Here is a 14914-nt window from a genome sequence, read left to right as displayed (position 1 = left end):
CCCTGGACTTTGTTGTGTACGCCTTGCTCAGCGGGCAGGCAGGAACCCGATCCGCTCGTAGACCGACGCGAGCGTGGCCGACGCGACCTCGCGTGCCCGGTGGGCACCCGCGGCGAGGATCCGGTCCAGCTCGGCGACATCGTCCAAATAGGACTGGACGCTCTCCTGAAGCGGCGTGACCCAGTCGACGAGCACCTCGGCGAGATCCTTCTTGAGATCGCCGTAACCCTTGCCCTCGTAAGCGGTTTCGAGGTCTTCGACGGTGCGGTCGGTCAGCGCGGAGTAGATGGTGAGCAGGTTGGAGACGCCCGCCTTCTCCTCGCGGTCGAACCGGACCTCGCGGCCGGTGTCGGTGACCGCGGACCGGATCTTCTTCGCCGAGCGCTTCGGGTCTTCCAGCAGTTCGATGAGCCCGTTGGCGGTCGCCGCCGACTTGCTCATCTTCGCCGTCGGCTCCTGCAGGTCGTAGATCTTCGCGGTGTCCTTGACGATGAACGGCTCCGGCATCACGAACGTCTTGCCGAACCGGCTGTTGAACCGCTGCGCGAGGTTGCGGGTCAGCTCGAGATGCTGCCGCTGGTCCTCGCCGACCGGCACCGCGTTGGTCTGGTACAGCAGGATGTCCGCAGCCATCAGCACCGGGTAGGTGAACAGGCCGACGCTCGCGTGGTCGCTGCCCTGCTTGGCGGCCTTGTCCTTGAACTGCGTCATCCGGCCTGCCTCGCCGAAGCCGGTCTGGCATTCGAGCACCCAGCTCAGCTGAGCGTGCTCGGGCACGTGGCTCTGCACGAACAGCGCGCTGCGCGCCGGGTCGACCCCGATCGCGAGCAGCTGCGCGGCCGAGCGCCGCGTCCGCTCCAGCAGCACCTTCGGGTCCTGCTCGACAGTGATCGCGTGCAGGTCGACGACGCAGTAGAAGGTCTCGTGGGTGTCCTGCAGCCGCACCCACTGACGCAGGGCGCCGAGGTAGTTGCCGAGGTGGAAGGAGTCGGCAGTCGGCTGGATCCCGGAAAGCACCCGCAGGCGCCCGTTCTGTTCGTCGGACACGCCGAGATTCTTTCAGGCTGCGGAGGAGGCGGCGCCGCGGGCCCGGCGGTTCGCGGCGCGGACGGACAGACGGGACGTTTCGGTGGCTTCCGCCCGGGTATCTGTCTCGGGAGGAAGCAGACGATGGGGATTCAGAGGTGGAGCTGAGTGACCGGGACCGCCGCGGCTAGCTGGCGATTCAGCACCGCCCAGGCCGCGCGGAAACGGTGGCGGCAGACACCGCCGCCGGGCATTCCGGAGCCGCGGAAGCCCGCTGACTAGGACTGCCCCAGGTTCGGCGCGCTTGCGGGAGCCTTCTGCTTAAGACAGCCCCAGGTCCAGCGCGGCCCGCGGAAGCCTTCCGCTTAAGACTGCCCCAGGTTCAGCGCGGCTCGCGGAAGCCTTCTGCTCAGGACTGCCGCAGGGGCAGCGCGGCCGGAGCCGGTTCCAGCGGCCGGGCCGGCTCCTCGTCGAGAGCCCCGGCGGCGGTCACTGCCTCGATCGCCTTCGCGCGCGCCTTGCGCCGCTGCCGGACGACGCCCAGCGCCATCCCGATGATGCCGAAGCCCACCGCGACCAGCCCGACCGGTCCGAGCATCCCGAACGCGGTCGACGTCGTCTCCGCGCGGACGACACCGGTGTCCGCGAAGGCCGTCGCGCCCGTTCCGACGGCCGTGACCAGGATCGTCGCGAGCACCGCCAGGACTCGTCCGCCCGCGACCGCCATGCGGCGGCCGGAAGCCGCCGCACGAGTGCTGCCGACCGCCAAAGCGTCGCGACCGTCCCGCACCGAGCCGCGAACCGGAGTCCGCTCGGTCGCCTCCGCGCCGGACACCCCCGATGGGGTGACGGACGCGTGAAGCGCTGGACGGCCAAAAGCCAGCGTGGACCGTGTCACGAACCGGCCTGCGTTGCGCACCGGAGTGCCTCCCGCGAGGTGACTGTTCTGAGCGAGCGTCTCACCCGTAAGGATGAGTTCTCGACGTGCTACTGGTCAGAAAACTACCGAGCGTGTCAAGACCTGTCGGATCTGATCAACTCGGGTGCCGAGGCTAGCGCCCACTCGGGGAGTAACCATGGGCACCCCTGCCGTCTCGGTGTCGTCGGTGGTCAGCGCTGTGCGCGGCTCGCGGAACCACGCACAGTGTCCTCAACCCCGGCGAAACCGGACAGAATCACCCCGCAGAACAAACCCGAACTACTCTCGGCAGGTTATTCACCAGCTGGTCACCAGCGGGACAACCAGGCTCAGCCCGGGAACGGCACGTCGTACTTCGCGGTGACCGGCGCGTGGTCCGACCAGCGCTGGTCGTAGGACTCTGCCCGTTCGACCACCACGGACGTCACCTTCTCCGCGAGGCCAGGAGTCGCCAGCTGGCAGTCGATGCGCCAGCCCGAGTCGTTGTCGAACGCCTTGCCCCGGTAGGACCACCACGTGTACGGGCCGGGACCCTCCGCGTCGAGCCGACGCTGGACGTCGATGTAGCCCGCCTCGTAGACGCGGCCCATCCACTCGCGTTCCTCGGGCAGGAAGCCGGAGTTCTTCTGGTTGCCGCGCCAGTTCTTGAGGTCGACCGTGTCGTAGGCGATGTTCCAGTCGCCCACTACGACGACCTCCCGGCCTTCCGCGGCCGACTTCGCGCGCAGCTCGACCAGGTACGGCAGGAACGCGGCCATGAAGCGTTCCTTCTCGTCCTGACGCTCGGTGCCGACGTCGCCGCTCGGCAGGTACAGGCTCGCCACCACCACGCCGGGCAGGTGCATTTCCAGATACCGCCCGCTGTCCTCGAACTCGGGCTCGCCGAACCCAGTCCGCACCTCGTCCGGCTCGACGCGGCTGTACAGCGAGACCCCGTTGCGTCCCTTCGCGACCGAGGGCGCGTGCGCGGCGAACCACCCCTCCGGCGCGACGACGGACGCGGGCAGTTGCGCGGCCTCGGCCCGCACTTCCTGACACGCGACGACATCCGCCTCAGTGGCGGCCAGCCACTCGACGAAGCCCTTCTTGACGGCGGCACGAAGACCATTGACGTTGACAGTGGAGACGATCAGCACCCCGCGCACGCTACCCGCCGGGTCCGACAATTTTCCGCGCACGGCAGGTCCGGCAAGGTCCAGAATGACCGCCATGCCCCGTCTGACTGTCCTCGGAAGCTGTGGCGCCTGGCCGGAATCCGGCCGCGCCTGCGCCGGATTCCTGCTGTCCCACGAGGGTTTCCACGTCGCACTCGACCTCGGCTACGGAGCCGCGCCGCAGCTCTTCCGGCACGTCGCCGCCGACCGGCTCGACGCGATCGTCGTGACGCACGAGCATCCCGACCACATCGCCGACGTCAGCGCGCTCGGCCGGGCCCGCCACTACACGACCGACCGCAAACTCCCGATGCACTGCACTCCCGGCACCGTGCGCCGGCTCGCCGCGATGGAGCCCAGCCCGGCCCCCGACGAGATCTTCGACCTCCACGACCTCGGCCCCGAGACCGGCCTCGGCCCGTTCCGGCTCATCACCGCGCTCCTGCCGCACCACGTGCCGAATTACGGGGTCCGGCTCACCACACCCGGCTACACCCTCGCCTACACGGGGGACACCGGTCCCGCTCCGCAACTGACCGACCTGGCACGCGACGCCGACGTCCTCATCTGCGAAGCCACTCTGCAGGGCACACCGCCGGACGGCCCGCGTAACCTGATGACGGCCGCGGAAGCAGGCAGGCTCGCCGCAGCGGCGAATGTCGCGACACTGCTGCTCACGCATTTCTGGCCAGGTTCCGACCGCGCGGTTTCGGTGGCCGAAGCCCGCGCCGAGTTCTCCGGAGAAGTGCTCGCCGCGGAAGAAGGACTCATGCTGAATCACGCATAATCGCGCGCCGCATAAAAATCGCGATCACCCGCCATACCTTTTCGCGCCGGCACCGAGCAGTTCACCGAAGCAAGCCGAACCGGAGCAGGTGCCGTAAAGGCATCCGGCGATCGCGAAAGTTCCGAGCCACACGGAGGCATCGGCTCAACCGATCGGCGGCAATCCCGACTGGACAACCGAAGCCGTCCCACCACATGAGACGAAAAGCGGCCGGAGCCGAGGCGCCAGACCGGACTCACCCGAAACCAAGCTCAGCAACCGCTCGGTCCCAGGCGAACCACGTGCCGCATCGAACCCAGCAACCACACGAACCCAAGCACCGCAAGCAGTCCGCGCGGACCGGCGTCCGCACAAAGGACGATCAGCGCCTCGGCCAGAGACCAGTACGAATCGGACTCAGCACTTGGCCCCGGACACCGGCGTCACGAAGCTGTCCGCGACCCACTTGCCGTCAGCGATCTTCCGGAACCCGTTCTGCACCACGGGTTGTGCGTCGAATTCTGCCCCGCGCAGGTACTTCCCGATGACTTTCCCGTTCCCCGCGGCGGTTTCCCGCGCGTTGAGCACGTCTGCGGTCACCGAGACCTTGCAGCCGGTCGGGGATCCCTGCGCGTCCGCCTGGCCTTTCTGGCCGAACGCGTAGATGACCACGACCGCAGCGATGACGCCGATAATAATCAGTGTCTTCTTGGGCAAACCCAGAATCACGGCCGCTCCTCAGTCGCGAAAACCCCTCGTCCAGAGTAGGCAGTCCGCCGTCGCCCGGACAGGTTCTCGCTCCCATTCCACCCGGAGGTGCCAATCCTGTCATCGACACAACACGAAGAGTGACAAAAAGAAGGGCACCTCGGAAGACTCCTCCGAGGTGCCCTTCTCGTTAACGGCTAAAGAGAGATCAGCCCTGCGCGATCTTCTTGGCCAGGTTCTCGTCCAGCGTCGCGAGGAAGTCCTCGGTCGTCTGCCATTCCTGGTCCTTGCCGACCAGCAGCGCGAGGTCCTTGGTCATCTTGCCGCCTTCGACGGTGTCGACGACGACCTGCTCCAGCTTGTTCGCGAAGCCGATCAGCTCCGAGTTGCCGTCCAGCTTGCCGCGGTGCTCGAGGCCCCGGGTCCACGCGTAGATCGAGGCGATCGGGTTCGTGGAGGTCGGCTTGCCCTGCTGGTGCTGGCGGTAGTGCCGGGTGACCGTGCCGTGCGCGGCCTCGGCCTCGACGGTCTTGCCGTCCGGAGTGCGCAGCACCGAGGTCATCAGGCCGAGCGAACCGAAGCCCTGCGCGACGGTGTCGGACTGGACGTCGCCGTCGTAGTTCTTGCACGCCCAGACGTAGCCGCCCTCCCACTTGAGCGACGCGGCGACCATGTCGTCGATCAGCCGGTGCTCGTAGGTGATGCCCTTGGCGTCGAAGTCCGACTTGAACTCGGTCTCGAAGACCTCCTGGAACACGTCCTTGAACATGCCGTCGTAGGCCTTGAGGATCGTGTTCTTGGTGGAGAGGTAGACCGGGTACTCGCGGTCGAGGCCGTACTGCAGCGACGCGCGCGCGAAGTCCTCGATCGACTTGCGGTAGTTGTACATCCCCATCGCGACGCCGCCGCCCTCGGGGAAGTTCGCGACCTGGAACTCCATCGGCTCGGAGCCGTCTTCGGGGGTGTAGGTCATCGTCAGGGTGCCCGGGCCGGGGACCTTGAAGTTGGTGGCCTTGTACTGGTCGCCGTGCGCGTGCCGGCCGATGATGATCGGCTTGGTCCAGCCGGGTACCAGCCGCGGCACGTTCCGCATGACGATCGGCTCGCGGAAGATCACGCCGCCGAGGATGTTGCGGATGGTCCCGTTCGGGGACACCCACATCTTCTTGAGGCCGAACTCCTCCACGCGCGCCTCGTCGGGCGTGATCGTGGCGCACTTGACGCCGACGCCGTGCTGCTTGATGGCGTTGGCGGCGTCGACCGTGATCTGGTCGTCGGTGCGGTCCCGCTCCTCGATGCCCAGGTCGTAATAGTCCAGGTTGACGTCCAGGTACGGGTGGATCAGCTTGTCCTTGATGAACTGCCAAATGATGCGGGTCATCTCGTCGCCGTCGAGTTCGACAACGGTGCCCTGGACCTTGATCTTGGCCATGAGCAGCGGTGCTCCTTCCGCGGATCTTCGCGTTCGCTTCTTCGCTCTCCGATAGCGGTACAAGCGTACTGCTTAACAGAGCTGGATGGTTCCAGAAGTGGTCGGAATCAAGTCTCTACCACCCTTGACGCGGCTCTCCGACCGGGCACGATCCAGACGCCCGCGAGGGGAACCGGACGAGCCCGGCGACCATCCCATCGCGTAACCACAGCCTGGGAGGCCACGCCATGTCGTACCCCGCGCCCTACCCCGCCCAACCGGCGATGGTCAGCCAGCCCGCCGGCCGCGCCGCCGCGCGCGTGCTGAGCGGCCTGTGCGGACTGGTCCTCACGCCGATCGCGATCGGCGTGCTGGCCTTCGGCGGCTACCGCCAGCAGACGCAGGTGTCGGCGACCTTCGGCGAACACGGAGACGGCCTCGGCGCCGCGCTGATGGTGGTCGGCGCGCTGCTGCTGGTCGGGGTGGCCGCGCTCGGAGCGTGGTCGTCGGCCGGACCGGTCGTCGGCGGAGTGGTCTGGGGCGTGCTGCCCGGGGTGGTCACGCTCGTGTCGCCGCGGACGGGAATCGACCTGCTGCGCCTGCTGCCGGGCAACGAGCTGGCGGCCGGATTCGGCGGCTGGCTGGTGTCCGGCGCGCTGCTCGGCGCCGGATTCCTGCTGGTCGGCACGGGTCTGGCGGCGACGCTGACGCGTCGGCGCAGGTAGCGGAGGAACGACGCGGGCCCGGTGAGACTATTTGCAGATGGGATTGTTCACCGTAGCCGAGGCCCGCACCGAACTCGCCCGGTTGCTTCCCGTGCTCGCCGAACTGATCCGGGTCCGCGCCGACGCCGCCGAGCTCGCCGCGTCCCTGCGTCCGGGCGGGCGGGACACCAGTCTCGGCGGCCTGCCGGAGTGGAAGGCCGCGCAGGCCCGGCTGGACGACCTGATGACCGCGATCCAGGCGACCGGGGCCGAGCTGAAGGGGTTCGCCCCGCTGCTGGTGGACTTCCCGGCCTCGCTCGACGGCGACGACGTGCTGCTCTGCTGGCTCGAAGGCGACCGCGAGCTGACCTGGTACCACCGCGCAGACCTCGGTTTCGCCGGCCGTCGCCGCTTGCCCGGATAATCACTGGTCAAGCCCACTACGGTGGCTAGGTGAGCACACTTTTCGACGCCGACGCGGCGGGATACGACGAGGACACCTTCCACCCGTACGTGGCCGAGCAACTGATCGGCGGCCTGGCCCCCAAGCCCACCTTGCTGGTCGACGTCGCCGCGGGCACCGGCGCGGCTGCCTACGCGGCGCTGCGCCTGGACCCGGCCGCGGTGTTCGCCATCGACCTCTCCCCCGCGATGATCGAGATCGCCCGGGGCAAAGCCGCCGACCGCGACCCGGACGGACGGATCTCCTGGCACGTCGGATCCGCGGTACCGCTGCCGCTCGGCGACGGCGAGGCCGACGCGGTCGTTTGTGCCTCGGCACTGCACTTCCTGGGCGCGCGGGCGTTGACCGACTGGCGGCGGGTGCTGCGTCCGGGCGGCAAGCTGGCGTTCAGCGTGGTTTCGGCCGAGCGCTTCAAGCCGACCGGCAAGTTCGCCGACGTGTTCCCGCGAGACCTGCGCGTCCCGGGCACCCTCGACGAAGCCGCCGCGCTGGCCACCGACGCCGGGTTCAGCTCGGCGACGGCACAGCACGTGACGCTCGATCAGGGTGACCGGGTACGGCAGGTTTTCGCGGTCTTCGCGGAGGCCTAGCGGTGGTAGTGCGCCTCGCCGTTGGTGGCAGCGGCGGAGGTGCAGTGCAGGACGAAGGTGACGTCGAAGTCGGTCACCGCTCCGTCGGCCGCGCGGGCCAGGCGGGTCACGGTGAAGTCGGCGGTGGAACCCGGCTCGGCGCAAGCACCCGTGCCACCCGCCCGGGTCCCGCGAAACGCGATGAAGCCGGGCGTCGCGAGCTGCGGCGAATTCTGCGGCCGGACAGCGGCGTTCGAGTAGGTTCCCTCGTGCAGCTGCTGTCCGGCAGGCGCGCTGAGTTCCAGCCGGGCCCAGTCCCAGCCGTCAGCCGGCTCGGCGTCCACCTTCACCGCGTCGCCGTACTCCCACGCCGTAACCTCGCCCGCACCCCACGAAGCACTGCCCTTGAACGGGTACGCGCCGGCTTCCGAGGTGTAGCTGAACCCGATCTGGTCGGCGTACGCGACCGATGCCGTTCAGCCGTGCAGCTGAGCGCCCTTGAGGATCTTGCCCACCGCGTTCTTCGGCCCGTGCACAGCCATCCCGGCCAACGCCAGCTTCTCCCGCGGCACCGCCCGCACCGCCGCGCGATTGTCGACGTCATTGCCGGTCTGGAACAGCTCGTCGGTGAAGATCGAGAACCGCAGACCCCGCGTGAGCGCCCGGCGGTGCGCCAGCGCGAGCGTCTCGGCGGTGCCCGCGAACACGAGTACCGGCTGGCGGAACATCGGCAGGTACTCGGTGTCGTCGGCGTCGAGGTAGGGCTCGCCGATCAGTTCGGGCGTCGTGTGGGCCACGCCGCTCACCAGGAACGCCGTGACGTTCAGCCGTTGCCACGAGGCCAGGTCGTCCCGCAGCAGCACGGCGATCTTCGTGTCGAATCGGTTCATGCGGGACAGCATCGGCTCGGCACCGCGCGCGGGTCTTGTACGTTCTGAACATGACGGTGTCGGCCTGGCGCCCTTCGGTGCCTGGAATCGCCGAGGCGTTCCACGCCCGGTTCACCGACCACGCCTACCCCGCGCACACGCACGACACCTGGACGCTGCTGATCGTCGACGACGGCGCGATCAGCTACGACCTCGACCGCCACCACCACGGCGCACTCGGCACGGCCGTCACGCTGCTGCCGCCGAACGTCGCGCACGACGGCCGCGCCGCGACCAGCCAGGGCTTCCGCAAACGCGTGCTCTACCTCGACGCCGACGTGCTCGGCGACGACCTGATCGGAGCCGCCGTCGATCAGCCGAACCTGCCGGATCCCTTGCTGCGCACCAGAATCCACCAGCTGCACCAGTCGCTCGCCGAACCCCTGGAAGCCGAAAGCCGCCTCGCGCTAGTCGCCCAGCGGCTTCGCACGCACCTCGGCCGCCCAGACGTCGCGCCACCCGATCGCACCCTGGCCGACGACCTGCGCGACCTCCTCGACGAACGCCTGCCCGATTCGCTGACGCTGGCCGACGCGTCCGCCGTCCTAGGCGCACACCCCGTCCACCTGGTCCGCGCCTTCGGCCGCCGCTTCGGACTGCCGCCGCACCGGTACGTCACCGGCCGCCGCGTCGACCACGCCCGCCGCCTCCTGCTCGACGGCACCCCGCCCGCCGCCGTGGCCGCCACCGCCGGGTTCACCGACCAAGCACACCTGACCCGGCACTTCCGCCGCTACCTCGGCACCACCCCAGCCCGCTTCGCACGCGGCTGACCGGGCGGTTTGTGCGAAGATGACCCCATGCTGCGCGAACTGCACCTGACCGGCGACCCGGCTGCCGACAAGCTGCTCAACGACGACCCGTTCGCCCTGCTCACCGGAATGCTCCTGGACCAGCAGTACCCCATGGAGCACGCCTTCGCGGGCCCGCGGAAGATCGCCGACCGGATGGACGGGTTCTCGCTGCAGAAGATCGCCGCCACCGACGTCGAGGCATTCGTCGAGATGTGCGTCGTCCCACCGGCGATCCACCGCTACGGCGGCTCGATGGCCCGTCGCGTGCACGCGCTCGCGCTGCACATCATCGAGAACTACGACGGCCGCACCGAAGGCATCTGGCTCGACGGCCGCCCCAAGCCGGACGGCGAAGAGGTGCTCAAGCGACTCAAGGCGCTGCCCGGTTTCGGCGAGCAGAAGGCGAAGATCTTCCTGGCACTGCTGGGCAAACAGCGCGGGGTGGCCCCGAAGGGCTGGCGCGAAGCCGCTGGCGCGTACGGAGATCGCGGCTCCCGCCGGTCCATTGCGGACGTGACGGACGCGAAGACGCTCGGCGAGGTGCGCGCGTTCAAGAAGGCCGCGAAGGCTGCCGCCAAGGCGAACTGACTCAGCCCCGCGCGAACCAAACCACATCCGGTTCCCCGCGAGGCACCGGAATCTCCACCACATCCACCTCGGCGAACCGCTCCCGCAACCGAGCCGTGAACCCCGGTGCCGCGCCCGCGCTCCACACCGCCAGCACCCCGCCCGGACGCAGCAGCTGAGACAACCGTTCCAGGCCGGAAGCCGCGTACAGCGAGGCATTCCCCTCGGTGACTGTCCACTCTGGACCGTTGTCGATGTCCAGGCACAGCGCGTCGAACGTCTCGCCGGTCGTCCGCAGCCACTCCAGCAGATCCGCCTCGACCACGGTCACCCGCGGATCGTCCAGCGCACCGCCGTGGACCTCGCGCAGCGGGCCGGTGCGGTTCCAGGCGATCACCGCCGGTTCGCGTTCCACCACCACAACCTGGCCCACCGCACCGTGATCCAGCGCGGCGCGCAGCGAGAACCCGACGCCGAGACCGCCGATCAGCATTCGTGCGCCGGCGGCGAGCCGGTCGGCCGCTCCGGTCACGAGCAGCCGTTCCGACTCGCCGTTTCGGGTGTCCATCAGGAACATCCCGTTTTCGATCACCTCGAACTCGGCGCCGTCGCGCCGCAGCACCAGTTCTCCGCCGTGCCCGGGCACGGTCTCCAGTACCTCCGCCACGCCCGGCAGCTTCTCAGACTGCGACCTCCTCGCGGACCTCAACCCGTTTCCGCGCGCCCCAGAAGAACACGACCACCAGCGCCGCCGCGGCGGCGAGGATCGCGGCGATCTCCGGCAGGACAGTCGCCCCCGCCGAGGTCAGCACCGCGCCGCCGACGACGCCGGACAGGCCGACGCCCAGGTAGATCGCCGACGCGTTGAGTGACAGCGCGAGACCGGCGTGCCCCGGCGACAGCTCGATGAGCCGGTGCTGCAGCGGCGGGCTGAACGACCAGTTCGCCAAGCCCCACACGAACAACGTGATCCCGGCCCCGACCACGGTCGTCGCGGTGAACGGCAGCAGCACCATCACCGCGGTGAACCCGATGAGCACGATCAGCAGCGGCTTCCGAGCGCCCCACCGGTCGGCCGCGCGACCGCCGGCGAAGTTGCCGATCGCGCCGCCGATGCCGTAGCAGAACAGCAGCACCGTGACCGTCCCGCCGGAAACCCCGGCGGTGGCGGACAGCACTGGCGACACCAGCGTGTAGACCATGAACGCGGCGAGGCAGGCGAGCGTGGTGGTGACCAGCAGCGCGACGACCCGCTTGTCCCGCGCGACCGCGAACCGCTCGGCGAGCCCGACCACCGGCGGCGGCGCGACCTTCGGCAACGCGACCCGCACCCCGAGCGCGCCGAGCGCCGAGAGGATGCCGACGAACAGGAACGCGCCCTCGTAGCCGAACTGCTGGGAGATCACGCTGCCCAGCGGGACACCGAAGATCAGCGCGATGGTGAGTCCCCCGAACACCAGCGAAACAGCTCGCCCGCGACGTTCCGGCGTGGTCAGCTCCGCGGCGACGGCAGTGGCGGCCGGGGTGTAGATGGCGGCCCCGATCGCCGTGACGACCCGCGCGATCAGCAGCGTGGTGTACCCCGGCGCGACGGCCGCGAAGATGTTCCCGACCGCGGCCACCGCGAGCGCGGCGACCAGCAGCGTGCGCCGTTCCCACCGGCCGGTGGCGGCGGCGAACAACGGCGAGCCCACCGCGTACGCGATGGCGAACGAGGTGACGAGCTGCGCCGCGGCCGTCGCGGAGATGTGCAGCTCGGAGGTCAGCGCCGGCAGCAACCCGGCCACGATGTAGCCGCTGGTGCCGACGCCGAAGGCCCCGAACGCGAGCACCGAGTTCCGGGCCGCCGCCGAGGACGAGACGCTGGACATGAATGTCCCCCCAATGAGACCTGAACGAATAGTTCGACGTACGTCGTAGTTCGATGACGACCGTACACGGCCTCACCGACAATTTCGACAGCCGTCGTACTATGGACGCATGCCCGGTTCCGCGCCCCTCCCGCCGCTCGTCTACCCGGATCGCAACGAGATCACTGTCGAAGCGGTGCTCCGCGCGCTGGCCGACCCGGTCCGCCTGGCGATGGTCCGGCAGCTGGCGAACTCCGAAACGGAGATCTCGTGCAGCGGTTTCGAGGTGCCGGTGACCAAGTCCACACTCACCCATCACCTCGCGACCCTGCGCCAGGCAGGCGTGATCGTCGGCCGCCAGGTCGGCACCACCCGGTACAACTCCTTGCGCCGCAACGATCTCGACGTGCTGTTCCCCGGCCTGCTCGACGGCGTGCTGGCCGCGCCGCGCTGAGCGGTCGCGCTACGTGGCGGGCCTCACCCGAATACCGGGATGACAAGGCCGCCCTCCATCGGTTCAACTAGAGCGAGACAGCACGACGACGTCGGGGCTGTCTAGTTTTTTGCCCTCGTTCTAAAGCGCTTCAGAAGCCTGTGACCCAGGCGCTGAGCAATCGATTTCTCCAGGAAGGGAGAGCCGTGCCCGTCGCGTTGCTCGCGCTCGCCGTCGGTGCCTTCGGCATCGGTACCACCGAGTTCGTGATGATGGGTGTGCTGCCCCTGACCGCCGCGGACTTCCACATCGACATCCCGTCCGCGGGCTACTTCATCTCCGCCTACGCGCTCGGCGTCGTGATCGGCGCGCCGCTGCTCACCGCACTGGCTGTCCGGCTGCCGCGCAAAACCATGCTGCTGGCGATGATGGGCCTGTTCACGGTCGGCAACGCGCTGTTCGCGCTCTCGCCGAACCAAGACTTCGGCATCGCGTTCCGGTTCCTCGCCGGGTTGCCGCACGGCGCGTTCTTCGGGGCGGGCGCGGTCGTCGCGTCCAGCCTCTCGCAGCCGGGCCAGCGCGCGAAGGCCGTGTCGATGATGTTTATGGGCCTGACGCTGGCGAACGTCATCGGCGTCCCGCTCGGCACGCTGCTCGGCCAGCAGGTCGGCTGGCGCGCGACGTTCGGCGTCGTCGCGGTGATCGGCCTGCTCGCGATCGCCGCCATCGCGAAGCTGGTGCCGCACCAGGGCCGCCCGGCCGATCCGTCGATCCGCGGCGAACTGGGCGCGTTCCGCCGCCCGCAGGTGTGGCTGGCGCTGGCGATCGTGATGTTCGGCCTCGGCGGCGTGTTCGCCTGCATGTCCTACATCGCGCCGATGCTGACCGACGTCGCCGGATACTCGCCCGCCAACGTCACGGTGCTGCTTTCGCTGGCCGGCGTCGGCATGACGATCGGCAACTACCTCGGCGGACGGCTCGCGGACAAGAAGCTGATGCCGAGCCTGTACGTCGCGCTGCTCTCGCTGGCGACCGTGCTAGCGATCTTCACCGTGACCGCGCAGGGCAAGGTCGGCGCGGCGATCACGATCTTTTTCGTGGGGGTCGCGGGCTTCATGATCGGCCCGATGATGCAGGCGCGGATCATGGAGAAGGCGGGCGGCACGCCGTCGCTGGTTTCGGCCGCGGTGCAGTCGGCGTTCAACATCGCCAACTCGATCGGCGCGTACCTCGGCGGCCTGGTCATCGCGGGCGGCCTCGGCCTGCTGGCCCCGAACTGGGTCGGCGCGCTGCTGGCCGTGCTCGGGGTGTCGATCGCCGCGGTGTCCGGTTTGCTGGACCGGCGCGAGGCGCGAGTCCAGAAGGAACTCGCGCTCGCGTCCTGACGGGGCCGTTTAGGAGGAGGCGTCGAACGGGCCGCCGACGATCGTCAGCGAGATGTAGAGCACCGCGGCACACAACGCGCCGTAGGTGAGGATGTCGACAGCCTTGCCTCGAATCGCGAGCAGCCCGACGCGCTCCTCCGGCAGCACCGCGCGCAGCGCACCGGCCACGAACAGGGCCACGCCGACGAGCACCGCTCCCTCGCGCCAGTGGTACTGCAGCGCGCGCACCACGGCCGCCGCCAGCAGCAGCATGATCACCGCGAACGGCACGTGAACAAGCCAGGGACGACCGCTGCGCTGCCGTTGACCGGTCATCGCCATCAGCGGGCGGCCGCGCGTTCCGCAGCCTCCACCACGTTGGTGACCAGCATCGCCCGCGTCATCGGGCCCACGCCGCCGGGATTCGGCGACAGCCAGCCGGCCACCTCCGCGACCGCCGGGTCGACGTCGCCGGTGAGCTTGCCGTCCACATGCGAAACACCGACGTCCAGCACCGCCGCGCCGGGCTTGACCATGTCCGGCTTGATGATCCCGGGCACGCCCGCCGCGGCGATCACGATGTCCGCGCGGCGCACCTCGGCGGCGAGGTCACGAGTGCCGGTGTGGCAAAGCGTGACAGTGGAGTTCTCGCTGCGACGGGTGAGCAGCAGGCCGAGCGTGCGGCCGACGGTGATGCCGCGGCCGACCACGGTGACCTGCGCGCCGTTCAGCTCGACACCGTGACGCTTGAGCAGCTCTATGATCCCGTACGGGGTGCACGGCAGCGCGCCTTTTTCGCCGAGCACGAGCCGGCCGAGGCTGATCGGCGCGAGGCCGTCGGCGTCCTTCTCGGGGTCGATGCGCTCCAGGACGCGGTTCGCGTCGAGGTGCTTCGGCAGCGGCAGCTGGACGAGGTAGCCGTGGCAAGCCGGGTCGGCGTTCAGCTCGTCGATGACGGCTTCGAGCTTCTCCTGCGTGATGTCCGCGGGCAGGTCGCGGCGGATCGAGTTGACGCCGATCTTCGCGCTGTCCGCGTGCTTCATCTTCACGTAGGAGTGGGAACCGGGGTCGTCGCCGACCAGCACCGTGCCCAGCCCAGGGGTGATCCCCTGCTCCGCGAGCGCGGCCACTCGCGGGCGCAGCTCTGCGAAAATGGCGTTCTTCGTGGCCTTGCCGTCGAGAATCTTCGCCGTCACGGCGGCCATTGTCGCAGAGCCGCCGCGGGCTGCCGGTCAGGAGTGGGTTCTGCACTCTGTG

The 14914-nt window shown here is 69.2% G+C and carries 19 protein-coding genes; 8 read left to right on the top strand and 11 right to left on the bottom strand.

What is annotated here, in order from left to right; all coding sequences use genetic code 11:
• Window positions 1-27: 27 nt before the first annotated feature.
• The 3 genes from trpS to ACZ7OI_RS31560 all read right to left on the bottom strand — a co-directional run bounded on the left by trpS (window position 28) and on the right by ACZ7OI_RS31560 (window position 3090).
• The gene (gene trpS / locus ACZ7OI_RS31570) at window positions 28-1047 is read right to left on the bottom strand and encodes a tryptophan--tRNA ligase (protein ID WP_470267743.1); all 1020 of its coding nucleotides are present in this window, start codon (window positions 1045-1047) and stop codon (window positions 28-30) included.
• 388 nt (window positions 1048-1435) lie between these two features.
• Window positions 1436-1861, bottom strand: coding sequence for a hypothetical protein (locus ACZ7OI_RS31565; protein WP_470267742.1), 426 nt, complete (start codon window positions 1859-1861; stop codon window positions 1436-1438).
• A gap of 413 nt (window positions 1862-2274) precedes the next feature.
• Window positions 2275-3090, bottom strand: coding sequence for an exodeoxyribonuclease III (locus ACZ7OI_RS31560; RefSeq protein WP_470268045.1), 816 nt, complete (start codon window positions 3088-3090; stop codon window positions 2275-2277).
• Window positions 3091-3154: 64 nt separating this feature from the next.
• On the opposite strand from ACZ7OI_RS31560, the gene ACZ7OI_RS31555 reads away from it, so the two are divergent.
• Window positions 3155-3886, top strand: a complete 732-nt coding sequence (locus tag ACZ7OI_RS31555; protein ID WP_470267741.1) for an MBL fold metallo-hydrolase — start codon at window positions 3155-3157, stop codon at window positions 3884-3886.
• Window positions 3887-4282: 396 nt separating this feature from the next.
• Here the strand turns inward: ACZ7OI_RS31555 and ACZ7OI_RS31550 are convergent, their stop codons facing one another.
• Entirely contained in the window at window positions 4283-4594 is a 312-nt protein-coding gene (locus ACZ7OI_RS31550; RefSeq protein ID WP_370932097.1) for an SH3 domain-containing protein, read from the bottom strand.
• A gap of 187 nt (window positions 4595-4781) precedes the next feature.
• Entirely contained in the window at window positions 4782-6005 is a 1224-nt protein-coding gene (locus tag ACZ7OI_RS31545; protein ID WP_470267740.1) for an NADP-dependent isocitrate dehydrogenase, read from the bottom strand.
• A 227-nt stretch (window positions 6006-6232) separates the two neighbouring features.
• Here ACZ7OI_RS31545 and ACZ7OI_RS31540 point away from each other — a divergent pair, with 227 nt between their 5' ends.
• From ACZ7OI_RS31540 to ACZ7OI_RS31530, 3 genes are read left to right on the top strand one after another with little or no spacing between them, the layout of a single operon-like run.
• Window positions 6233-6709, top strand: coding sequence for a hypothetical protein (locus tag ACZ7OI_RS31540; RefSeq protein ID WP_470267739.1), 477 nt, complete (start codon window positions 6233-6235; stop codon window positions 6707-6709).
• A gap of 37 nt (window positions 6710-6746) precedes the next feature.
• Window positions 6747-7112 carry a DUF2203 domain-containing protein gene (locus tag ACZ7OI_RS31535; protein ID WP_116201667.1) on the top strand — a complete coding sequence of 122 codons (366 nt, stop codon included), beginning with the start codon at window positions 6747-6749 and terminating at the stop codon, window positions 7110-7112.
• A 29-nt stretch (window positions 7113-7141) separates the two neighbouring features.
• Window positions 7142-7741, top strand: a complete 600-nt coding sequence (locus tag ACZ7OI_RS31530; RefSeq protein WP_470267738.1) for a class I SAM-dependent methyltransferase — start codon at window positions 7142-7144, stop codon at window positions 7739-7741.
• Here the strand turns inward: ACZ7OI_RS31530 and ACZ7OI_RS31525 are convergent.
• Together ACZ7OI_RS31525 and ACZ7OI_RS31520 are read right to left on the bottom strand one after the other, a co-directional pair.
• Window positions 7738-8070, bottom strand: a complete 333-nt coding sequence (locus tag ACZ7OI_RS31525; RefSeq protein WP_470267737.1) for a hypothetical protein — start codon at window positions 8068-8070, stop codon at window positions 7738-7740. The genes ACZ7OI_RS31530 and ACZ7OI_RS31525 overlap by 4 nt on opposite strands.
• Window positions 8071-8196: 126 nt before the next feature.
• Complete coding sequence (locus ACZ7OI_RS31520; RefSeq protein WP_470267736.1) at window positions 8197-8610, bottom strand: DUF2000 family protein; 414 nt, start codon at window positions 8608-8610, stop codon at window positions 8197-8199.
• Window positions 8611-8660: 50 nt separating this feature from the next.
• On the opposite strand from ACZ7OI_RS31520, the gene ACZ7OI_RS31515 reads away from it, so the two are divergent.
• Window positions 8661-9422: an AraC family transcriptional regulator gene (locus ACZ7OI_RS31515; RefSeq protein WP_470267735.1), complete on the top strand. Its 762-nt coding sequence runs from the start codon at window positions 8661-8663 to the stop codon at window positions 9420-9422.
• 27 nt (window positions 9423-9449) lie between these two features.
• On the top strand, window positions 9450-10031 hold the full coding sequence (locus ACZ7OI_RS31510) for an HhH-GPD-type base excision DNA repair protein (RefSeq protein ID WP_037816165.1): 582 nt from the start codon (window positions 9450-9452) through the stop codon (window positions 10029-10031).
• Between the two features lies 1 nt (window position 10032).
• Here the strand turns inward: ACZ7OI_RS31510 and ACZ7OI_RS31505 are convergent, their stop codons facing one another.
• Window positions 10033-10677, bottom strand: coding sequence for a spermine/spermidine synthase domain-containing protein (locus tag ACZ7OI_RS31505; RefSeq protein ID WP_470267734.1), 645 nt, complete (start codon window positions 10675-10677; stop codon window positions 10033-10035).
• Between the two features lie 13 nt (window positions 10678-10690).
• Entirely contained in the window at window positions 10691-11881 is a 1191-nt protein-coding gene (locus tag ACZ7OI_RS31500) for an MFS transporter (RefSeq protein WP_470267733.1), read from the bottom strand.
• Between the two features lie 109 nt (window positions 11882-11990).
• Here ACZ7OI_RS31500 and ACZ7OI_RS31495 point away from each other — a divergent pair, with 109 nt between their 5' ends.
• A complete protein-coding gene (locus ACZ7OI_RS31495) occupies window positions 11991-12314 on the top strand; it encodes an ArsR/SmtB family transcription factor (RefSeq protein ID WP_470267732.1) in 324 nt (107 codons plus the stop codon).
• A gap of 185 nt (window positions 12315-12499) precedes the next feature.
• Window positions 12500-13678 carry an MFS transporter gene (locus ACZ7OI_RS31490; protein WP_470267731.1) on the top strand — a complete coding sequence of 393 codons (1179 nt, stop codon included), beginning with the start codon at window positions 12500-12502 and terminating at the stop codon, window positions 13676-13678.
• A 9-nt stretch (window positions 13679-13687) separates the two neighbouring features.
• On the opposite strand, the gene ACZ7OI_RS31485 is transcribed toward ACZ7OI_RS31490, so the two are convergent.
• A complete protein-coding gene (locus ACZ7OI_RS31485) occupies window positions 13688-13999 on the bottom strand; it encodes a DUF3017 domain-containing protein (protein WP_470267730.1) in 312 nt (103 codons plus the stop codon).
• Window positions 13999-14853, bottom strand: a complete 855-nt coding sequence (locus tag ACZ7OI_RS31480; RefSeq protein ID WP_470267729.1) for a bifunctional methylenetetrahydrofolate dehydrogenase/methenyltetrahydrofolate cyclohydrolase — start codon at window positions 14851-14853, stop codon at window positions 13999-14001. The genes ACZ7OI_RS31485 and ACZ7OI_RS31480 overlap by 1 nt, the downstream gene beginning before the upstream one ends.
• Between the last annotated feature and the right edge of the window lie 61 nt (window positions 14854-14914).

The organism is Amycolatopsis sp. NPDC114503 (genome assembly GCF_055633655.1).
This window is presented reverse-complemented; position numbering and strand designations above follow the sequence as displayed.